Consider the following 21,310-nt stretch of genomic DNA (forward strand, 5'->3'; position numbering starts at 1 on the left):
TATAGACGATAATTTTAAAAGCTCTGGTCAATATATTATTGATTAGGGCTTTTACTTTGAGAGTATAATAATAGATATAGTTGTTGTACTAGCTGTTATTGTAAATATAGGATATAATAATGAAATAAAGATTGTAAACTGACAATTACTTAATTAAAATATATAAAAACAATTTTAGAGAAAACCTCAAAATTGTGTTTTGATGGAGGTAGACTATGAAAGGAATAAATAAGGCTGGTAAAATATTTCATCCAGAGCCAACTATTATAGATGTTAATGGTAAAAAAATAGGTAGCAAAGAGATAGCAATTATTGCGGGGCCTTGTTCAGTAGAAACAGAAGAACAAATTACTTCAATAGCAGAAGAGGTTAAGCATTTAGGTGCAGGATTTTTAAGAGGCGGTGCATTTAAGCCTAGAACTTCACCTTATGCATTTCAAGGATTAAAATATGAGGGACTAGAATTGTTAAAAAGAGCTAAGGAAAAGACTGGTCTTCCTATAGTTACAGAACTTATGTCTCCATATGATATTGAAGTATTTGAAAGAGATGTAGACGTTATACAAATCGGTGCAAGAAACATGCAAAACTTTGATTTACTTAAAGAGTTAGGAAAAACTACAAAGCCAATACTTTTAAAAAGAGGACTATCTGCAACTATAGAAGAGTGGATAATGTCTGCAGAACATATTATGGCTGGTGGAAACGAAAATGTTATTCTTTGTGAAAGAGGTATAAGAACATTTGAAACTTATACTAGAAATACTCTAGATTTAAGTGCAGTATTAGCTGCAAAAGAACTAACTCATTTACCTGTAATAGTTGACCCGAGTCATGCTGCAGGAAAGTGGTGGATGGTAGAGTCTTTATCTAAGGCTGCAATAGCTGTGGGAGCTGATGGATTAATAATAGAGGTGCATAATAACCCTGAGGAAGCCCTTTGTGATGGTGATCAGTCAATTAAGCCTAAAAGATTTGGACAATTAGTAGATGACTTAAGAAAAGTTGCAAATGCTGTAGGAAGAGATATATAATACCTTAAATATTTTGGAGGTAAACCTATATGAAGTTAATGGTTATAAATGGACCTAATCTTAATATGCTTGGGATTAGGGAAAAAGGAATATATGGAACTAGAGATTTTAAAGATGTATGTGATTATATTAAGGGTGAAGGAAAAAAAAGAAATCATGAGATGACTCTTCTTCAAAGTAATATAGAAGGTGAAATTATAAATTTTATACAAAGAGCATATTTTGAAAGTTATGATGGGATAATTATAAATCCAGGAGCATATACACATTACAGCTATGCTATACATGATGCAATAAAGGGAGCAGATATACCTACTGTAGAAGTGCATATATCAAATGTACATGCTAGGGAAGAATTTAGGCATAAATCAGTAACTGCACCTGCATGCATAGGTCAGCTTTGCGGATTTGGTGAATTTGGATATATAATGGCAATATATGCATTAGAGAATAAAGTGCAAAATAAAAGCTAAATGGTAGGTTGATTAGAGACCTATCATTTAGCTTTTTTATTATTAGAAGCTTAGCATTAATTTTTTATAAAATCTCTAAGTCTAAAGCTACCAGCAGTTACAAATACTAATCCTATTAATATTAATATAGAGAAGTTCATAAAGTTAATGTCATGTTTCATTGCATCAAAGACCCAATAAAAAGGAGTAAGTTTAGAAAGATTAACTAAAAATGGAACATTAACATCTAGTGATGGTATCAAGCTAGAAAAAGATAATCCTAATCCTATTACAGCATAAAACATAGAAACTATGCTTATAGAACCTTCATCTTTACATACTCTGGTTATTAGCATTATAAATCCAGTCGATACAAAACTATTTGCTAATATAAGAAGTACCATAGTAAGGCTTATATAAGAATGTACAAATAAGCTTGTAACTAATATTACAAACATGTATATAGCTGATTGTAATAAAAATATACTTAAGAATAAGCTAAACATAATATCAAGGTCTGTATTTTTAGTAGAAAGCATTCTTTTAAGTACATTTGAGGTTCTAAGATCTAATAAGTCTTTACATAACATTGATGCATTGATATACATCATATAGCATATCAAGAAAACGGATACTACTGAACCACCAGCCAAATCAGATTCTTTAGGAATTATCTTTGAAGTAATCAAACTAGAATCAATATTTGGATCTAATTTATACTTTATAGAGTCATTTATGAATGCTTCTATAGTAGACTCAGCCCAAAGACTTCCTCCGCCTTCACTTACCTTTATACAATCAATAACAGGCTTTTTTAGGTTAGAAATATCTTTGGAAAAATCATTGTTTAATACAAATACAGCTGAAATCTCATTGCTTTTTAGTAAATTTATAGCCTTATCTTTTTCTTCTAAGTTAAATATATTATCATTTATATCAAGTTTGGATATTAATTTTTTTTCATACTCACCGCTTTTATTTAGTACAATTGCAATTTTCGAATAGTATACAGATTTATCTGACTTACTTGTCACAAGATTAACTGATAGAATCATAACAATAGGCACCAAAACAATAGGAAGCAATATTGAAGGAGATTTTATATACCTCTTTATATTTGCAAAAGTTAATTTAATTATATTCATTAAAATTCCCTCCAACTATATTTTTCTTTAATAGCAGATGCAACAAATAGTATCAATGACAAAATTACACATATTAAAGATGAAGTAGCTATAGATTCCCAGTTATTATATTCGTTAAAGCTACTAAACATATCATTTACTAAATAAAAAGGTGATATCTTAATCCACTTACTTGTCATATCTATAGGTATAAACATACCTCCAAAAATCATTTGAAGTATCATTATTATATAAAAAACTGTAGAACCTATTTTTTTAGAAAAGAATGTAGATATAAAACTACTACAACTAGATATAAGTAAAGAGCTAACTAAGCATAATGTTGTTAAAATAATAAAATTACCATCAAAGGATATATTTAAAAGTCTATATACGATAACATATAGCATTAAAAATAAAAATGAATATATAGATGATCCAATACAATCGTAGCATAAAGCACTTAATCTACTGATTGGCAGAGAGAAAGTTCTCTTGTTTAAACCATTAGATTCGCCTAAGTAAGAACCAGCAGTATTATTCATTATAAACATTAGCACTAAAAATACTATGAATGATGTTGCAAAGTATTCATAAGAATCTGGAGTGTTGTTAGCTTCAAGATAAGATGTTTTAAGTGAGTATTTATTAAATATTTCATTAACTTCAGTGGAGGAAGCTATACTATTTAAATATACATTCTCATGATAATCATCTAAAATATTTTGTAAGATATTAATTATACCACTTTTTGTGTTAAGCTCTTTTATGTCTATACTGCAAGCTTGACTAGAAAGTAGATTTTTTTCATAATCATTAGGAATAATTATTTCTATGTCAGCATCTTTTTCATTGTCTACAATAGATACTATGGAACTTAAGTCTTCTTTCAAAAATTCAGATAAATTATTAGACATTGCGGAGTTATCATTATTTGTTATGACAATAGGTGTTGTTTCTGTTTCTATTGGATTATTAAATTCACTATCTAGTACAAGTCCCATAAACCATGCAAGACCAAGAGGTAACGCTATAAAATAAACTATATTCAAGAGAAAAGTATTTTTTATACTTTTAAAAAGCATTTTGATAGTTGCAAATAGTCTCATAGTATACCTCCTTAATCTCTTAGATTTTTACCTGTAAGATTTAAGAATACATCTTCAAGGCTAGGTTCTTCATAAAATATTTTTGTTATCTTTGCTTTGTTATTTTCTACAGAAATTAGCGCATCAGATAGATTAAAACTTTTGTCAATAATTAGTGATATAATGCAGCTTGAATCCTCGCTAACTGATAATACGCCAGGAAGATTTTTCATGCTAAATACTAACTCAGCTGAGCTATTTTTAATTTCAAAAACTAGCTTTGTATTGGTATATACTAAGGACTTTAAATAATCCTTATCACCAAAGGCTATCTCTTTTCCTTCATCTATAATAAATATTCTTGAACAAAGATGTTCTACTTCTTCCATATAATGAGAAGTGTATATTACAGTAGTATTTTGCTCGATAGAAATTTTCTTTATAAAGTTAAAAATATGGTTCCTAGATTGAGGGTCAACCCCTACTGTAGGTTCATCTAATATTAAAAGTTTTGGATGGTTTAATATAGCAATTGCTATATTAAGTCTTCTTTTCATACCACCAGAAAGTTTCTTTACTTTTTTCTTTTTTACATCTTCAAGTCCTGAGATCTCTAAGGCTTCGTTAATTCTTGATTTTAATAGTTTACCCTTTAATCCATAAAGTGCGCCAAAGTATTCTAAGTTATCATAAGGTGTAATGTGTTCTATTACTGCAAGTTCTTGTGGAACTAATCCAATACAAGATTTTGCATCGACAGGATTTGATACTACATCAAACCCATTAATTTCAACACTGCCATTATTAGTAAGTATTAGGTTTGTCATAATATTTATTAATGTAGACTTACCAGCACCATTAGGCCCAATAAGACCAAATATTTCCCCTTCATTAACTGAAAAATTGATATTATCTAAGACTAATTTATCTTTAAACCTTTTAGATATATTGTTAACTTTTACTATACTCATTGCCAACCTCCCAAATATATTTTAATAGTAAATTTTCTATATTATTATAATAAGAAATTAGGATACATTAATCCATTACCTGAAGTCATTAAAAATAGTGACCTAAGTCACTATTTATTTTACAATATTATTTTTAAATGCAAATATGGCAATTTGAGTTCTGTCTCTAAGGTTGAGTTTACCTAGAATAGAAGTAATATTATTTTTAATTGTACCTTCTGATAAAAATAACTCTTGGCTAATTTCCTTATTAGTAAGTCCATTTGCAACAAGTTTTATTATAGATATTTCTTTTTCACTTAAATTGTATTTATCTATTTCAGATTTACTAGTAGTATTTCGTGAAGATGACATTATTGTGCTAGCTACGTTTTTATCTAAAACGATATTACCATAGTATGAAGATCGTATACCTTCGTATAAGACTTCATCGGAGCTATCCTTCAAAAGATAGCCCGAGGCACCGAAGTTCATTGCATCTTTTATATATTCTTGATCATTGAAGGTAGTTAATATCAATACAGATATAGAGTCGTCATACTCTTTAATTAGACGAGTACCTAAGACACCATCACATAGAACCATTCGAATATCCATAAGAACCAAATCAACACTATTGCTTCTGCAAAACTCCAAAGCTTCATATCCATTAGATACATCTCCTAATATATCTAAGTCATCATAAGATGAAAGGATTATTTTAAGCCCTTGCCTTATAAGCTTTTCATCATCTACAATTAATACTTTAATTTTTTTCAATGAAATCACCTCCTGTATGTTTAGGGAAAGAAGCCCTGATACTAAATCCATTACTAGAATTGTCAAATTCTACAGTACCATTAAGTTCATTAATACGTTCACAAATACTGTTAATTCCATTTCCCTTTACGATGTTTTTACAGCCAATGCCATTATCGCTTATAGTTACAACTAGGTCACGAGTATTAAATGTAATAAAGATGTTTATCTTACTTGATTTTCCATGTTTTGAAGAATTGGATAGAGATTCCTGCACTATTCTATATAAGGATGTATATTGAACACTAGAAAGATCCCAAGTATTTTTAGAAATTGTAAGCTTAACATCAATATTAGTAAGTTTTGTAAAGTTATTTGTAAGTTCTTCGATTTTAAATAGATTTTGATAAATTTCATACTCTATAGGCTTTAAATCAGTAACAGCTCTTCTTACATCTTGCAAACTTTTATTTACAAACAGTCTTAACTCTTTTACTAGTTCAAACAAATCTTTATTATTGGTTAGTAGTTTTTCCAATGCACCAAGTTGAATGATTGTAGTAGAAAGAGCATGTCCAACACTATCGTGTATTTCTCTAGAAATTCTATTTCTTTCTTTTAAAATAGCTAGCTCCTGAACTGAGCTTGCATATATTTCTAAATCTGAATTTGATTTTTTTAAATTATCCTCTGATATTCTAAGTTTATCATAAAGATTTTGAATATTTACCTTATTAAGGCTTTCATTGTATATGTAAATACATAGAACTGATATAATAATCAATATTACGCATGATCCAGTAGCGCTACCAAATGATGCTGATAAGTTTATTACAAATGAGCATAAGGCTATAATAGATAATAAAATATATTTAAGCAGAGAATTTTTAAAGAAACATACATCTAGCACTGAAGGAATAAAGTAAAAAATATCTCCAACTGAATTTATTGAAGATTGTAAAAAGCTAACTATGATAATCTCAATAGCAATAGAAATACAGCTTAGTATGCTATTATTTTTGAAGTTGAAAAATCTAACTTGGTTGTTTATTATCATAGACATAATCAATATTATTGGTAAAAATGAAATTTCATTATTATTGCTAAAGATATTTAATATAACCATAAATAAAGATAAATATCTAATATAAATAAGCAGAGTACGCTTGCTCATAATGTCCTCCTATATAAATCTGTGATATATAAAATTATAGCTTATTCTAAATAGAATAAGCTATAATTTTATATTATTAAGTTATTCAAATACTTTGTCAGGGTATTTTATTATATCAGATGTCTTAATTAAAGACGTAGTATTATTGAAAGAGTTTTTTAATGTCTCAATAGAAACATTGTCTATATTTTTTAGATCATTCTTATCAGCTAGAGGAATTATCTCATAAGTTGACTTAGGTGATGTGTATTTATTTACCCACGTCGGGATACACGATACTTCTTTTATAGTAGCCTCTTTATCCTTAGGATTTTTAGTTATATTAATATTAACTAGTAGACCATCTTCAGTAAAAGATGACCCTGAATATTCACGCCTTTGATTTGATATGAAATTTCCTAGAGAATAAATAACCAAAGTTTCATTGGAATTATCAGAGGATGTAATCATCTCCACAGGTTGAACAACATGAGGATGTGATCCAATAATAATATCTACTCCAGCATTACATAGTTTTTGGGCCAAAGTCGTTTGAAACTCACTAGGAGTACGCTGATATTCATTTCCCCAGTGAATAATTACTATTTGCATATCGGTGTTTTTAATATTATTAACAGCTGACATTATAGTGTTAAATGCATTTTCAACATTAGTCATATCAAATACACTAAGTCTGTTTTTTGTTTCATTAGATGCTTGTATACCATTTAAATATTTAGTATCATTTTTTATTTCACCATAAGAAAATGCTGTAATACCAAGTTTTATATCATTTATATCTTTTATTATGTAATTGTCACTAGAATCATTAGTATATGTTCCTATAGTATCAAGTTTAAGTTCTTTTAATACTTCTAATGTCCTATTTACACCAAGGTCTCCTTTATCAAGGGAATGGTTGTTAATTGTTGATAAAAGATCAAAGCCTGCATTCTTTAGAGCTTTTGCTATAGAATCAGGTGTATTAAAAGTAGGATAGGAATCATAACCTTTATCTTTTCCAGCTAAGGTTGTCTCTAAATTTGCAATAGCCAAATCTGAACTTTCTATATACTTTTTTATGTGAACATAATTATTATCAAATGAATAAGAATCAGTAGAGGCATCGTACTGAGCATTAAGTTGAGGTTTGTGAGCCATCACGTCTCCAGTAGCTGATAATATTAATTCATTTGGAGCCTTATCTACAAGTGAAGTAGATTCTAATGCTTCTTGATTTTTAGATACATTACTACCTTTTATATTTTCAAATAATGCTTTTGCCCCTAGCATTGAGCCCATGATGACAATTAATATTAATATGACTAAAATAGAAAGTCTTTGATAATTCAGTTTAATATTTTTTTTTCTTCGATTATTTCTTGACGATCTAGACAAAAAATCTCCCCCTTATAAGGTAATAGTAACTATAAAAAATAAAAAATTCAATTATAAATGGTAAAAAATGTATACTAAGATATTTGTATGACAATAATTACAAAAGAAACTTTTAATTAGGAGATTAAAATGAATAATAAAGAAAAAGGTAATATAGGAGAGCGTATAGCATATCAATATTTATTATCTAAAGGAGCATTAGTACTAGAGAATAACTATAGAATAAGGACTGGAGAAATAGATTTAATAGTTAAGCTAGACAATGAGCTAGTATTCGTAGAAGTCAAATCAAGAAGTAACTTAAAATACGGCTATCCAAGTGAATCCATAAACTATAATAAAATTAAAAAGATAACCAATACAGCAAAACATTATATACTTAAACATAATTTATATAATATTCCCATGAGATTTGATGTTGTAGAAGTTTACTTTAAAGAAAATAAAGTTAATCATATTGTTAATGCTTTTTAAAAAGGAGTAAGTATGCTAAGTATAATTAATTCAAGTAATCTAATAGGTATAGAATCTTTTTTAGTAAAGGTAGAGATAGATATAACTAATGGAATACCAAGTTTTAATATTGTAGGACTTGCAAGTACTGAGATTAAAGAGGCTAGAGAAAGGGTCAAATCTGCAATATTAAATAGTGGATATAAGTTTCCTAATTCAAGAATTGTGGTCAATCTATCACCTGCAGATATGAAAAAAGAAGGTTCATTTTTTGACTTGCCTATATCCATAGGTATACTAAGGCAACATTTAAAAAAAGATGAAAATTATATTAATGAATCTATGTTTGTGGGAGAACTATCCCTCGATGGAAAGATAAGAAAGGTAAGAGGTATACTACCTATAATAATAGGAGCGAAAGATGCTGGAATCAAAAGGATATTTGTTCCATTAGATAATGTATTGGAAAGTTCCTTTATAGATGGTATAGATATAATACCAATACAAAGCTTAGAGGAATGTATAGGCTTTTTAAATGATAGTTTGACTATAAATATAGAAGAAAGGATTGAAAATAGAAAGTATATTACTGATAAAAATAAAGACAGTGACTATGAAGAAGATTTTGAAGATGTGAGAGGTAATTATTTTGTAAAAAGAGCTGCAGAAATAGCCGCAGCAGGAAATCATAATCTCTTAATGATTGGACCTCCGGGCTCTGGTAAAACAATGATTGCAAAAAGAATTAGGACCATATTACCTGATATACAAAAGGATGAGATGATAGAGGTAAGTAAAATATATAGCGTATCAGGACTGATTGATGAAAATATAGGGATAATTAATAAAAGGCCATTTAGATCTCCTCATCATACATCTACAAGGCAAGCCTTAATTGGTGGAGGATATGATGCAAGGCCAGGAGAAGTTGTCTTAGCTCATAGAGGAGTTTTATTTTTAGACGAGATTGCAGAATTTGATAGGAGAATATTAGAGACCTTAAGGCAGCCGATTGAAGACAATCATATAAACATATCTAGAGTAAAACACAATCTAAAATACCCATGTAATATACTCTTAGTTGGAGCAATGAATCCATGTCCTTGCGGGTATTATATGTCTGACAATGAATGCAAATGTAGAAGCTTTGAGATTAATAGATATATAAATAAAATCTCAGGTCCACTTTTAGACAGGTTTGATATATTTGTTGAAGTAAATTCAGTGTCATATGATGATATCCATCAACAGCAAAGTAGTGAGTCTTCTGAAAATATAAAATTAAGAGTAGAAAAAGCAAGAGATATGCAAAACAATAGATTTAAAAGTGATAGTATAGGCACTAATAATGAAATAAATTCTTCTAAATTACTTAAGTTTTGCGATTTGAATGAAGATGCACTAAAAAAAACAAAATTAATTTTCGATAAATATAAATTAAGCAATAGAAGTTATAGTAAGCTACTAAAACTTTCGAGAACCATTGCTGATTTAGATATGTGTAAGGAAGTAGAGTCAAAGCATATTATAGAAGCTTTTTCCTTTAGAAAAGCTTATTATACTTACTTTAAATAGAGGTGAATTATGGAAAGTAAAGATATATATTTGTGGTTGAAATCAATGACTGGAATGACTAATAGAGTCATTGAAAATATAGCAAAAAACATAGGTGATATTGAAAATCTATTTGACATTTCTGATAAGGAAATATATAATTTGGAAAATATAAATTTAAATATTAAGGAAAATATAGTAAAATATAAAAGTCATTCTTATTTAGACAATATAAAAGAAGAACTATACAAAAAAGATGTGAAGTATGTATCCATTGCAGACAAAGACTATCCTTCTAATTTAAAGTACATACATAATGCTCCAAAGTTATTATTTTACAAAGGGAATTTAAGTATTGCGAGTAGTGATTTGAAGATAGCTATGGTAGGATCTAGAAAGCCTACAGCATATGGAATAAACTCAGCTAAAACTATAAGTAAACAATTATCAAATGAAGGTGTTAATATAATAAGTGGTTTAGCTATTGGTATTGACTCATATTCTCATGAAGGATGTATGCTTGGGAACTCAAAGACTATAGCAGTATTCGGATCTTCCGTAGATAATCCCTTACCAAGAAAAAATGTAAATCTATCAAATAAAATTCTAGATAATGGAGGATTAATATTATCAGAGTATAATATTAATTCAGTAGTGATTCCTTCAAACTTCCCAAGTAGAAATAGAATTATAAGTGGAATAAGCGATGGAGTGATTGTTGTAGAAGCTGCAAGTAAAAGTGGAGCTCTTATTACAGTAGAATTTGCTTTGGAACAAGGCAAAAACGTTTTCGCGGTTCCTGGAAATATAAATTCAGAGATGAGCAGAGGTTGTCATAAAATTATAAAAGAAGGGGCAAAACTAATAGAAAATACGGAAGATATTTTAAATGAATATAATATAATTAGTATTAATAGTGAAGAAATTGGTAAAAACTATGATAATATAGAATTAAATGCACAAACTATCAAAATAATAGAAGCAATAAAACACGAGGGTTGTGTTAATATAGATAGTATCTGTGATTACACTGGACTGGGAATAAAGTCAGTAAATGCCATATTAGGAGAACTAACATTAAATGATATAGTTTTAGAATTAAATAATAAAACATACAGTTTAAATGTATAAATAACATAAGTAGTGGGGGTGTATGGTTGTATGGCCAAAACATTAGTCATCGTTGAGTCGCCAGCAAAAGCTAAAACCATAGAAAAGTTTTTGGGAAAAAGCCATTATACAGTAAAGGCTTCAGTTGGACACGTTAGAGACTTACCTAAAAGTAAATTAGGTGTGGATATAGAAAATAATTTTGAGCCTCAATATATAAACATAAGAGGTAAAGGCGATGTAATAAAGGAATTAAAAAAAGAAGCAAAAAAATCTAAGCAAGTGTATCTAGCAACCGATCCAGATAGAGAGGGTGAAGCTATATCTTGGCACTTAGCTCATATCCTTGGATTAGATGAAACACAGGATTGTAGAATTGAATTTAATGAAATAACAAAAGAAGCAATAAAAAAGGCTATAAAAAGCCCTAGACACATAGATATAAATACTGTTGATGCTCAACAAGCAAGAAGAGTATTAGATAGACTTCTAGGGTATCAAATAAGTCCAATACTTTGGGAAAAGGTAAGAAAAGGACTTAGTGCAGGTAGGGTACAATCTGTAACAACTAAATTAATCTGTGACAAAGAAAAAGAAATAGAAGCTTTTGAGCCTAAAGAATATTGGACTATCGATTTAGAGGCAAAAACAGAAAAGAATAAAGATATAACGCTGAAATTTTATGGAAAAGATAATAAAAAGCTTGAGCTAGACAATGAGCAAATGGTAAATGAGATATTGGAACAAATAAAAGATAAAGATATAGTAGTTGAAAATATTGAATCTAAATCTAGAAGAAAATCAGCTCCAAAACCATTTACTACAAGTATGATTCAACAAGAAGCTGCAAATAAATTATCTTTTACAACTAAGAAAACTATGATGATAGCTCAAGAATTATACGAAGGTATAGATATCTCTGGAGAAGGTACTGTAGGTCTTATATCTTACATAAGAACAGATTCAAAGAGAATATCAGAAGAAGCTAAAGAAAAGTCTAAGGAATATATATTAGAAGCTCTAGGAGAAAATTATTATAAAAATGCTCCAGAGAAAAAAGAAAATAAAGATGCTAAAAAAGTACAAGATGCCCATGAAGCAATAAGGCCAACTTCTGTTACAAGAACTCCAGATAGTATAAAGAGTTCTTTGAGTAAAGATCAATTTAAGTTGTATAACTTAATTTGGAGACGATTCGTTGCAAGTCAAATGGAAGACTCTGTATTTGATATATTAAATGTTGAGTGTAGAGTAGGAAGTGTGTTGTTTAAAGCAACTGGATCTAAGATGAAGTTTGATGGATATACGAAAATATATAATTTTAGTGACAGAGAAGATAAAATATTACCAAATATAAGTAAAGGCGATGTACTTAAGTCTGAAGATATATTACCAATACAGCACTTTACTCAACCGCCAGCAAGATATACAGAGGCTAGCTTAGTAAAAACATTAGAAGAGCTAGGAATAGGTAGACCTAGTACTTATGCTCCGACAATAGCAACAGTACTAAACCGAGAATATGTAGAGAAGCAAGGAACTAGTTTATGTCCGACAGAATTAGGGATAATAGTAACAAATATATTAGAAAGTAATTTCAATAAGTTTATAGATGTTGATTTTACAGCTCAAATGGAAAATAAACTAGATAGTATAGAAGAGGGTAATATTGAGTGGAAAGAAGTAGTATCTGAAACATATGCACCTCTAAAGGAAGCTATTGAAAAAGCAATAGAAAGTATAGAAAAAATCAACATGGATCAAGAAACTGATGAGATATGTGAAAATTGTGGATTGAATATGGTAATAAAACATGGTAGATTCGGTAAATTTATGGCATGTAAAAATTATCCAGAATGTAAAACTACAAAACCGATAGTAAATAAGGTTGGAGTAAAATGTCCAAAATGTGGAGAAGGAGATATTATCCTTAGAAAATCTAAAAGAGGTAAGGCTTTTTATGGTTGTTCTAACTATCCAAATTGTGATTTTGTAGCTTGGAATAAGCCTACAGGAGACATGTGTGATGACTGTGGGTCATATATGGTAGAGAAGGTAACTAAGTCTGAAACTAAGGTGGTATGCTCTAATAAAGACTGCAAGAAAGAACAGGAAAAGAAACTAGAAGAAGATGGAAAAATTTCAATTGACGAAAAATAGCGAAAGTTGGAAAAAGTTTTCTAATTATATTGAAAAAGCTTGAAAACTATGATAATATTTCTAGTGCACCATTTATGTAAATAAAAAAAGTTTTTTATTGTAATATAAATTGTAGAATAAAGTAGGCAAAAATGTTAATAGCTAACTGCTATTAAAACTTAGGTTTCAAGAGGAGATGATTACAAATGGCTAGCGAAGTGTTACAAAAAACTAGAAGGATTAATAAAACTTTACAAGCTAATAGTGGAAGCAACGTATCTTTCGATTTATTAGCTGGAGCCTTAGGAGAAGTATTAGAATCTAATGCTTATATAATGAGTAGTAAAGGAAAAGTACTAGGTCTTCATCTTAATGATATAGAAGATAGCTCTGTTGTAGAAGATGAATCAACTAAGCAAAAGAGATTCCCAGATGAATATACTAAGAACGTATTAAAAATTAATGATACATTAGAAAACTTAACTGGAGAAAACTTATTAGAAGTATTTCCTTCTGAACATGCAAACATTCAAAAGTATACAACAATAGTTCCTATATTAGGCAGTGGTCAAAGACTTGGTACATTAGTATTATCAAGATACAATGATCAATATAATGATGATGATTTAGTCATAGCTGAATATAGTGCAACAGTTGTAGGTATAGAAATATTAAGAGCTATAGGCGAAGAATTAGAAGTAGAAATGAGAAAGAAAGCTGTAGTACAAATGGCTATAGGGACATTATCATATTCTGAATTAGAAGCTGTAGAGCATATATTTGAAGAATTAGATGGAAGAGAAGGACTACTTGTTGCAAGTAAAATAGCTGATAGAGTTGGAATAACTAGATCAGTTATAGTAAATGCACTTAGAAAGTTTGAAAGTGCGGGAGTTATAGAATCAAGATCGTTAGGTATGAAGGGGACGCACATAAAGATACTTAATGATAAGCTAACAGAAGAACTTCAAAAGTTAAAAAACAACCAATAGAATAAATTGTATGTTTAAGGTATCTATATTAAAATATAGATACCTTTTTATAGTTTTGGTATAAAATAATAAATATAAATATAGAGAGGAGTGTAAATATGCCTTTAGCTGATAAAATAAGACCAACTAAAATAGATGAAGTGATAGGTCAAAGTCATATAATTGGGAGAAATAAAGTGCTTACAAAGATCTTGGAATCACCATTTTTACCTAATATGATATTTTTTGGACCTCCAGGAGTAGGAAAGACTACTGTAGCAGAGATAGTAGCAAAGTATAGCAGTAAGACTTTTTATAAAATAAATGCAACAAATTCATCATTAGAAGATATTAAAAGAGTTGTATCAGAATTAGAACATATTAATAATATAAATGGGGTTTTGTTATACATAGATGAAATTCAAAGTTTTAATAAAAAACAACAGCAATCTATACTTGAGTTTATGGAAAATGGAAAAATTACTTTAATCGCAAGTACTACAGAAAATCCATATCACTATGTGTATAAAGCCTTGTTAAGCAGATCAACAGTATTTGAATTTAAGTTATTAGAAAAGAATGAAGTAGTAAGAGGACTAACAAGAGCAATAGAAATATTAAAAGAAGAAAGTTTTATGGATTTAGAATATACTAATGAGGCGCTTGAAGATATTGCTACTATATCAGATGGAGATATGAGAAGGGCGTTAAATATATTAGAGGTAGCAGTGTATGCTACTAGACCTAATAAAGATAACATAGTTATTGTAGATTCAGATTCAATAAAACAATCTACATTTAAAAAAATACTTAACTTTGATAAAGATGGAGATAGTCATTATGATATATTAAGTGCATTTCAAAAGTCTATAAGAGGAAGTGATCCCCAAGCTTCTATGCATTATTTAGCTAGGCTAATAAAAGGAGAGGATTTAATAAGTATATGTAGAAGACTTTTAGTAATAGCTTGTGAGGATATAGGTCTTGCATATCCAAATGCAATAACAATAGTTAAATCGTGTGTAGATGCAGCTATGCAAGTAGGATTTCCAGAGGCTAGAATACCACTGGCACAAGCTACGTTATTATTAGCAACATCTCCAAAATCAAACTCTGCATGTATGGCAATAGAAAAGGCACTTCAAGAGTTAGATGAGGAGTTTATAAAAGATATACCTATACATATAAAGGATGCTCATTACTCTGGAGCAAAAGACTTGGGTAGAGGTAGTGAGTATCTATATCCTCATAACTATAAAAATCATTATGTAAAACAACAATATCTTCCTGACAGTATTAAAGATAGTATATATTACACTCCACAAGAAAATAAAACAGAACAAAATATAAAAGCATATTTAGATTATATAAATAAATTTTAGTTATATACTTTGATGATTACTATAATATATATAATATAGTAATTATTTTAAGTTTCATATTCAGGGGGAAGTTTTATGATTATAAAGCTTAATAGAGCTTATCATGAGAGGGTATTAAAATATTTAGAAGAGGATCCAGAGTTTAATTTATTTATTATCGGAGATATAGATAGATACGGATACGATAATTATTTTTTAAATCTTTGGGCGGAAATAAATGAAAGAGGGGAAATTGAAGGAGTACTACTTAAATATTTTGAGTATTTAATATTTCATTCAAGGGATAGTTGTAACTTAGATGGATTTTGTAGATTAATCAAAACTATGAACTATTTAGAAATTAGTGGCAAGGCAGAATCAGTAGAACGAATATCTAGAAGGTTAGGATTAGAGAAAAGAAGAGTTGTGCATTTCTGCAGATTAACAAATGGAAACAATCTTTTAATGAGCAGAAATAGCAAAATTAAAGTTAAAAAAATTAGATTTGGAAATCTTAATAAAATCGTAAAACTTTATGAGTCTATTAATGAATTTGAAAATACTAATACAGAAAGTATTAAAAATGGACTTAGAACAGGGCGAGGATACTGTATAGAGATAAATAAACAAGTAATAGCAATGGCAAAGAGTACATCGGAGAATAGGACTCATGCAATGATAGTTGGAGTAGGGACACATCCAAACTATAGAAATAGAGGATTTGCAACAAAATGTATAGTAAAAATATGCAGAGAACTCCTTAAAGAAAGAAAGATACCTTGCCTATTTTATGACAACGAAGAAGCTGGAAAGATATATCATAAACTTGGATTTGAAGAAATTGGAGAATGGATGATATATTATAAATCAAAATTATAATAAAATTAAAATATTAGATAGTGAAAAATTTAATTATTTAAGGTATAATTTTTATTATAAAAAATAACAAAAGTTTTCAGGAGGCAGAATGTATACTATTGGGATTGATGTGGGAGGAACTAGCATAAAAGCTGGATTAGTTAGAGAGGGAAAAATTATCTATAAATGCAGTAAGGATACTGATAGATTAGGTGGAGCTGATAAGTTAGTAGAAGATATAGCATATGTAGTAGATGAGATAATGAAGTCTAATGAAATAACTAAGGAAGAGATAAAAAGTATAGGGGTAGGAATACCAGGTGTAGTTGCAAAGAGTGGAGAAGTTACGTGTGTAAATCTTGGCTTAAAAAATGAATTATTATCTAAGAAGATTCAAGATAAATTTGAAAATATAAAAGTAGTAGTAGAAAATGATGCTACAGTAGCTGCTGTAGCTGAGCATGAGTATGGAAGTATGAAAGGTTATGATATAGGAGTGATGCTTACTCTAGGAACTGGAGTAGGTGGAGGGATAATCATAAATGGTAAACCATTTTCAGGTGCTCATGGTGTAGGTTCAGAGCTTGGTCATGTAATGATATCTAGTAATTACTATGATTGCAACTGTGGAAATAATGGATGCTTTGAAACATTCTGTTCTGCAACAGCAATAATAAAGTATGCTCAAAAATTAATAAGTGAAAATAGAGAAAGTATAATATTAGGATATGCAGAGAACAACATAAAAAATATAACTGCAAGAATGGTATTTGATGCTTATAGAGAAGAAGATAGTGTTGCAGGAGAAGTTGTTAATAGATTTAAAAAATATCTAGCAATGGGAATAGTAAGTATAATACACTCTATAGATCCTGAAGTTATATCTATAGGTGGAGGGGTATCAAATGCAAGTGATATTGTATTAGATGGTTTATCACAGATGGTTAATGACAATGTAATATTCAATGGTGCAGGAATACCTGATATAGTAATAGCAGAATTTAAAAATGATGCAGGTATATTAGGGGCGTCTGCTCTTTAAAAAAATATATTAAAAAGTATAACTAGTGGGTATATATAAAATATTCACTAGTTTTTTATTTTAGATAAATAATAATGAAAATATATAGATTTTTAATCAATAGATATAAAAAAATAATTAGATTTAATCTCGACAAAAATACTTGGAATTAAATCTTGACAAAAAAACTCGGGTATAATACAATGTTATTGAAAGTAATTCATAGTAAATCAGTATGAATTAGATTTCGGTATAGAGGGTGATAATTATGAAGCTATCTACTAAGGGTAGATATGGTCTAAAGGCCATGTTTGAACTATCATTAAACCAAAATAATGGACCAGTTCCATTGAAGTTTATTGCAAAAAAACAAAATATATCAGATCAATATTTGGAACAAATATTTTCATCCCTAAAGAAATCGGGATTGGTAACTAGCGTAAGGGGTGCTCAAGGTGGGTATTTACTTAGCAAGGAACCAAAAGATATTACTGTAGGAGACATACTTACTGTACTAGAAGGTCCAGTATCATTATCAGACTGCGTATTAGATGATGAGGTCTGTGAAAATTCAGGAGTATGTGTGACAAAAGTAGTTTGGGAGAAGATGAAAAAGGGTATAGATGAAGTTATAAATTCAATTACTCTTCAAGACATGATAAATGATCACAATAAAAATAAATTAGAAAATGATATTACAAGTACAATATCAAAAAAGAAGTAGGAGATGAATGTAATGGAACAAAAAAGAATATATATGGATTACTCTGCAACAACTCCTGTGAAAAAAGAAGTATTAGATGCAATGATGCCTTATTTAACGGACTACTTTGGAAATGCATCAAGCTTCCATTCATTTGGTAGAGAAGCAAAAAATGCTTTAGATAAAGCAAGAGAACAAGTGGCAAACTTAATAGGTGCAAAACCAAATGAAATATATTTCACATCAGGTGGAACAGAAAGTGATAACTGGGCAATAAAAGGTGTTGCATTTGCCAATAAAGATAAAGGAAACCATATAATAACTTCAAAGATAGAACATCATGCAATACTTCACACATGTGAATACTTAGAAAAACACCATGGATTTGAAGTAACTTATTTAGATGTTGATTCTGAAGGTAAAATAGATTTAAAACAATTAGAAGATGCTATAAAAGATACTACAATATTAATAAGCATAATGTTTGCTAATAATGAAATAGGTACTATACAACCTATAAAAGAAATTGGCGAAATAGCTAAAAAACACAATATAGTATTCCATACTGATGCAGTACAAGCAGCAGGAAATATAAATATAGATGTTAAAGAATTAGATGTTAATTTAATGAGTATGTCATCTCATAAAATATATGGACCTAAAGGAATAGGTGCATTATATGTGAAAAATGGAACTAAGTTACATGCACATTCTCATGGTGGAGCTCAAGAAAGAAAGAGAAGAGGCGGAACTGAAAACCTACCATCAATAGTTGGATATGGAAAAGCTGCTGAAATTGCTAAAAGCCATATGAGTGAGCATATAGAAAGACTTACAAGATTAAGAGATGAATTAATAAATGGTATATTAGATAAAGTACCATACACTAAAGTAAATGGTAGTCTAGAAGACAGACTTCCTGGAAATGCAAATCTTAGATTTGAGTTTATAGAAGGTGAGTCAATAATATTAATGTTAGACATGTTAGGTATAGCTGTATCAACTGGATCAGCTTGTGCTTCAGGATCACTTGATCCATCACATGTTTTAATGTCTATAGGACTACTTCATGAAGAAGCTCACGGTTCAATAAGATTCTCAATTGGAGACTTTACAACGCAAGAAGATATAGATTACGTAATAGAAAAGTTACCAGGTGTTATAGAGAGACTTAGAAGCATGTCTCCACTATACAACAACCTAGTAAAAGGAAAATAATAAGGAGGAGATTGATATGCAATATAGCCCAAAAGTTATGGATCACTTTATGAATCCTAGAAATGTTGGAGAAATAGAAGAGGCAAGTGGAATAGGTGAAGTTGGAAACGCTAAATGTGGAGATATAATGAGAATATATCTTGATATAGAAGATGAAATAATAAAAGACGTTAAGTTTATGACATTTGGATGTGGATCAGCAATAGCTAGTTCATCAATGGCTACAGAAATGGTTAAAGGAAAAACTATACATGAAGCATTAGCTGTTACAAATAAAGCAGTTGCAGAAGCTTTAGATGGTTTACCACCAGTTAAGATGCACTGTTCAGTATTAGCTGAGCAAGCTATAAAGTCAGCTTTAATAGACTATGCAAAGAAAAACAACATACACATACCTGAATTAGATGGTGTTGTTATAGATGATGATCATGATCACCACCACGATGTAGAGGAAGAAGAATAAAAAATGATAAATAAATCTTCGAGATGAATATAATTTCATTTCGAAGATTTTTTAATTATAGATTAAAAACTTGAATTAAAGAGATTATATTTTAGAAAATGGATAGACTTAAAAGAAGTAAGAACTTTACTTAAGATTAATAAATTTTTTGTTTATGCTTTTAAAAATTATGTAAAATATATATAATATAAACATCGAGGTGATTTTATGAGCAAAAGAGTAATGATAGGTATGAGTGGTGGGGTAGACAGTTCGGTAGCAGCCTACCTACTAAAACAACAAGGCTATGAAGTCATAGGGGTTACTATGAAGTTATGGCAAGACGATGACGATGATTTAATAGAGAATGAAGGTGGATGTTGTTCTTTAGCTGCAGTAGAGGACGCTAGACGTGTAGCTGAGAATATTGGAATACCTTTTTATGTATTAAACTTTAGAGATGTATTTGAAAAGAAAGTAATAGAGCCATTTATAGATGAATATCTAAATGGAAGAACTCCTAACCCATGTATAGCATGTAACAAGCATATAAAGTTTGATGATTTCTATAAAAAAGCTAGACAAATAGGTTGTGACTATGTTGCAACTGGGCATTATGCTAAAATAGAAAAAGACGAAGAAACGGGAAGATATCAATTAAGAAAATCTGTAACAGATAAAAAAGATCAGACATATGCTCTTTACAACTTAACACAAGAGCAATTAGAACATACTTTACTTCCAATCGGTGATTATGAAAAAGATAAAGTAAGAGAGATTGCAAAAGAAATGGGTATGGATGTGCATAATAAACCGGATAGTCAAGAAATCTGTTTCGTAAAAGATAATGACTATGCGGGATATGTAAAAAAACACTCTAAAAAGAGAATTGAAGATGGGTATTTTGTAGATACTAACGGTAATGTATTAGGAAGACATAAAGGAATAATACATTACACAATAGGTCAAAGAAAAGGTCTAGGCATAGCATTTGGTAAGCCAATGTTTGTTGTAGATATAGATCCAGTAAAAAATACAGTAATACTTGGTGGAAATGAAGATATCTTCAGTAAAGAACTTATTGCAACTGATGTAAACTTAATATCAATTGATAAAATAGATGAGCCAATAAGAGTACAAGCAAAGATAAGATACTCAGCTAAGCCATCTCCTGCAACTATATATAATAATGGAGAAAACTCTATAAAGATAGTATTTGATGAACCTCAAAGAGCTATAACTAAAGGTCAATCTGTTGTAATGTACGATGGAGACATAGTTGTAGGTGGAGGAATAATTAAATAATATAGCAATAATTTTTTATATATTAAAAATTATACTATTGATTAATTATATAAAGTTTAGTAATATATCTATAGATAAAAATTAATAGAAATTAAACACAATGAAAAGAAATAGTAAATTATTTGAAGTCTTACAGAGAGAGGGAGTTGGTGAGAGCCCTTAGAATAAAATAGTTGAAGCAGTCTTGGAGTAGCATTCTTGAAAGTAAGTAGAGATT

General features: G+C 29.4%; 20 protein-coding genes and 1 other annotated feature (1 of these 21 only partly in view). Of the genes, 14 read left to right on the top strand and 6 right to left on the bottom strand.

Annotation, left to right across the window (positions count from 1 at the left end):
- Nucleotides 1-215 precede the first annotated feature (215 nt).
- On the top strand, nucleotides 216-1,034 hold the full coding sequence (gene aroF, locus CHL78_RS04400) for a 3-deoxy-7-phosphoheptulonate synthase (RefSeq protein ID WP_330408577.1): 819 nt from the start codon (nucleotides 216-218) through the stop codon (nucleotides 1,032-1,034).
- A gap of 29 nt (nucleotides 1,035-1,063) precedes the next feature.
- Complete coding sequence (aroQ, locus tag CHL78_RS04405) at nucleotides 1,064-1,507, top strand: type II 3-dehydroquinate dehydratase (protein WP_094366600.1); 444 nt, start codon at nucleotides 1,064-1,066, stop codon at nucleotides 1,505-1,507.
- Between the two features lie 56 nt (nucleotides 1,508-1,563).
- Here aroQ and CHL78_RS04410 read toward each other — a convergent pair whose 3' ends face one another.
- The 6 genes from CHL78_RS04410 to CHL78_RS04435 all read right to left on the bottom strand — a co-directional run bounded on the left by CHL78_RS04410 (nucleotide 1,564) and on the right by CHL78_RS04435 (nucleotide 7,958).
- Nucleotides 1,564-2,631 carry an ABC transporter permease gene (locus tag CHL78_RS04410; RefSeq protein WP_243446367.1) on the bottom strand — a complete coding sequence of 356 codons (1,068 nt, stop codon included), beginning with the start codon at nucleotides 2,629-2,631 and terminating at the stop codon, nucleotides 1,564-1,566.
- A complete protein-coding gene (locus CHL78_RS04415) occupies nucleotides 2,631-3,719 on the bottom strand; it encodes an ABC transporter permease (RefSeq protein WP_094366601.1) in 1,089 nt (362 codons plus the stop codon). The genes CHL78_RS04410 and CHL78_RS04415 overlap by 1 nt, the downstream gene beginning before the upstream one ends.
- Nucleotides 3,720-3,730: 11 nt before the next feature.
- Nucleotides 3,731-4,669, bottom strand: a complete 939-nt coding sequence (locus CHL78_RS04420) for an ABC transporter ATP-binding protein (protein WP_094366602.1) — start codon at nucleotides 4,667-4,669, stop codon at nucleotides 3,731-3,733.
- 114 nt (nucleotides 4,670-4,783) lie between these two features.
- On the bottom strand, nucleotides 4,784-5,428 hold the full coding sequence (locus CHL78_RS04425) for a response regulator transcription factor (RefSeq protein WP_094366603.1): 645 nt from the start codon (nucleotides 5,426-5,428) through the stop codon (nucleotides 4,784-4,786).
- The gene (locus tag CHL78_RS04430) at nucleotides 5,415-6,581 is read right to left on the bottom strand and encodes a sensor histidine kinase (RefSeq protein ID WP_094366604.1); all 1,167 of its coding nucleotides are present in this window, start codon (nucleotides 6,579-6,581) and stop codon (nucleotides 5,415-5,417) included. Before CHL78_RS04430 ends, CHL78_RS04425 begins: the two co-directional genes overlap by 14 nt.
- 81 nt (nucleotides 6,582-6,662) lie before the next feature.
- Nucleotides 6,663-7,958, bottom strand: a complete 1,296-nt coding sequence (locus CHL78_RS04435) for a CapA family protein (protein WP_243446368.1) — start codon at nucleotides 7,956-7,958, stop codon at nucleotides 6,663-6,665.
- Nucleotides 7,959-8,087: 129 nt separating this feature from the next.
- Between CHL78_RS04435 and CHL78_RS04440 the strand changes: the two genes are divergently transcribed.
- From CHL78_RS04440 to mnmA, 12 genes are all read left to right on the top strand, one after another.
- On the top strand, nucleotides 8,088-8,432 hold the full coding sequence (locus CHL78_RS04440) for a YraN family protein (protein WP_094366605.1): 345 nt from the start codon (nucleotides 8,088-8,090) through the stop codon (nucleotides 8,430-8,432).
- 12 nt (nucleotides 8,433-8,444) lie between these two features.
- Nucleotides 8,445-9,986, top strand: coding sequence for a YifB family Mg chelatase-like AAA ATPase (locus tag CHL78_RS04445; protein ID WP_094366606.1), 1,542 nt, complete (start codon nucleotides 8,445-8,447; stop codon nucleotides 9,984-9,986).
- A gap of 9 nt (nucleotides 9,987-9,995) precedes the next feature.
- Entirely contained in the window at nucleotides 9,996-11,096 is a 1,101-nt protein-coding gene (gene dprA, locus CHL78_RS04450; protein ID WP_094366607.1) for a DNA-processing protein DprA, read from the top strand.
- Between the two features lie 30 nt (nucleotides 11,097-11,126).
- A complete protein-coding gene (gene topA, locus CHL78_RS04455; RefSeq protein WP_094366608.1) occupies nucleotides 11,127-13,235 on the top strand; it encodes a type I DNA topoisomerase in 2,109 nt (702 codons plus the stop codon).
- Between the two features lie 185 nt (nucleotides 13,236-13,420).
- On the top strand, nucleotides 13,421-14,206 hold the full coding sequence (gene codY, locus CHL78_RS04460) for a GTP-sensing pleiotropic transcriptional regulator CodY (RefSeq protein ID WP_094366609.1): 786 nt from the start codon (nucleotides 13,421-13,423) through the stop codon (nucleotides 14,204-14,206).
- Nucleotides 14,207-14,304: 98 nt separating this feature from the next.
- Entirely contained in the window at nucleotides 14,305-15,567 is a 1,263-nt protein-coding gene (locus CHL78_RS04465) for a replication-associated recombination protein A (protein WP_094366610.1), read from the top strand.
- 75 nt (nucleotides 15,568-15,642) lie between these two features.
- Nucleotides 15,643-16,425, top strand: coding sequence for a GNAT family N-acetyltransferase (locus tag CHL78_RS04470; RefSeq protein ID WP_094366611.1), 783 nt, complete (start codon nucleotides 15,643-15,645; stop codon nucleotides 16,423-16,425).
- 88 nt (nucleotides 16,426-16,513) lie between these two features.
- Nucleotides 16,514-17,446 carry an ROK family protein gene (locus tag CHL78_RS04475; protein ID WP_094366612.1) on the top strand — a complete coding sequence of 311 codons (933 nt, stop codon included), beginning with the start codon at nucleotides 16,514-16,516 and terminating at the stop codon, nucleotides 17,444-17,446.
- Between the two features lie 247 nt (nucleotides 17,447-17,693).
- On the top strand, nucleotides 17,694-18,149 hold the full coding sequence (locus CHL78_RS04480) for an RrF2 family transcriptional regulator (protein WP_094366613.1): 456 nt from the start codon (nucleotides 17,694-17,696) through the stop codon (nucleotides 18,147-18,149).
- A 12-nt stretch (nucleotides 18,150-18,161) separates the two neighbouring features.
- The gene (nifS, locus tag CHL78_RS04485; RefSeq protein ID WP_094366614.1) at nucleotides 18,162-19,346 is read left to right on the top strand and encodes a cysteine desulfurase NifS; all 1,185 of its coding nucleotides are present in this window, start codon (nucleotides 18,162-18,164) and stop codon (nucleotides 19,344-19,346) included.
- Between the two features lie 16 nt (nucleotides 19,347-19,362).
- Nucleotides 19,363-19,809: a Fe-S cluster assembly scaffold protein NifU gene (gene nifU, locus CHL78_RS04490; RefSeq protein WP_094366615.1), complete on the top strand. Its 447-nt coding sequence runs from the start codon at nucleotides 19,363-19,365 to the stop codon at nucleotides 19,807-19,809.
- Nucleotides 19,810-20,016: 207 nt separating this feature from the next.
- On the top strand, nucleotides 20,017-21,093 hold the full coding sequence (gene mnmA, locus CHL78_RS04495; RefSeq protein WP_094366616.1) for a tRNA 2-thiouridine(34) synthase MnmA: 1,077 nt from the start codon (nucleotides 20,017-20,019) through the stop codon (nucleotides 21,091-21,093).
- Nucleotides 21,094-21,184: 91 nt separating this feature from the next.
- Nucleotides 21,185-21,310, top strand: a binding site (T-box leader) (it continues 91 nt past the right edge of the window).

It is taken from the genome of Romboutsia weinsteinii, from assembly GCF_002250835.2.
In the GTDB taxonomy this organism is placed as follows: Bacteria; Bacillota; Clostridia; order Peptostreptococcales; family Peptostreptococcaceae; genus Romboutsia_A; species Romboutsia_A weinsteinii.

Coding starts and splice junctions, on each gene's coding strand:
- aroF (WP_330408577.1), top strand. CDS start 216: ATGAAAGGAATAAATAAGGCTGGTAAAATATTTCATCCAGAGCCAACT.
- aroQ (WP_094366600.1), top strand. CDS start 1,064: ATGAAGTTAATGGTTATAAATGGACCTAATCTTAATATGCTTGGGATT.
- CHL78_RS04410 (WP_243446367.1), bottom strand. CDS start 2,631: ATGAATATAATTAAATTAACTTTTGCAAATATAAAGAGGTATATAAAA.
- CHL78_RS04415 (WP_094366601.1), bottom strand. CDS start 3,719: ATGAGACTATTTGCAACTATCAAAATGCTTTTTAAAAGTATAAAAAAT.
- CHL78_RS04420 (WP_094366602.1), bottom strand. CDS start 4,669: ATGAGTATAGTAAAAGTTAACAATATATCTAAAAGGTTTAAAGATAAA.
- CHL78_RS04430 (WP_094366604.1), bottom strand. CDS start 6,581: ATGAGCAAGCGTACTCTGCTTATTTATATTAGATATTTATCTTTATTT.
- CHL78_RS04440 (WP_094366605.1), top strand. CDS start 8,088: ATGAATAATAAAGAAAAAGGTAATATAGGAGAGCGTATAGCATATCAA.
- CHL78_RS04445 (WP_094366606.1), top strand. CDS start 8,445: ATGCTAAGTATAATTAATTCAAGTAATCTAATAGGTATAGAATCTTTT.
- dprA (WP_094366607.1), top strand. CDS start 9,996: ATGGAAAGTAAAGATATATATTTGTGGTTGAAATCAATGACTGGAATG.
- topA (WP_094366608.1), top strand. CDS start 11,127: ATGGCCAAAACATTAGTCATCGTTGAGTCGCCAGCAAAAGCTAAAACC.
- codY (WP_094366609.1), top strand. CDS start 13,421: ATGGCTAGCGAAGTGTTACAAAAAACTAGAAGGATTAATAAAACTTTA.
- CHL78_RS04465 (WP_094366610.1), top strand. CDS start 14,305: ATGCCTTTAGCTGATAAAATAAGACCAACTAAAATAGATGAAGTGATA.
- CHL78_RS04470 (WP_094366611.1), top strand. CDS start 15,643: ATGATTATAAAGCTTAATAGAGCTTATCATGAGAGGGTATTAAAATAT.
- CHL78_RS04475 (WP_094366612.1), top strand. CDS start 16,514: ATGTATACTATTGGGATTGATGTGGGAGGAACTAGCATAAAAGCTGGA.
- CHL78_RS04480 (WP_094366613.1), top strand. CDS start 17,694: ATGAAGCTATCTACTAAGGGTAGATATGGTCTAAAGGCCATGTTTGAA.
- nifS (WP_094366614.1), top strand. CDS start 18,162: ATGGAACAAAAAAGAATATATATGGATTACTCTGCAACAACTCCTGTG.
- nifU (WP_094366615.1), top strand. CDS start 19,363: ATGCAATATAGCCCAAAAGTTATGGATCACTTTATGAATCCTAGAAAT.
- mnmA (WP_094366616.1), top strand. CDS start 20,017: ATGAGCAAAAGAGTAATGATAGGTATGAGTGGTGGGGTAGACAGTTCG.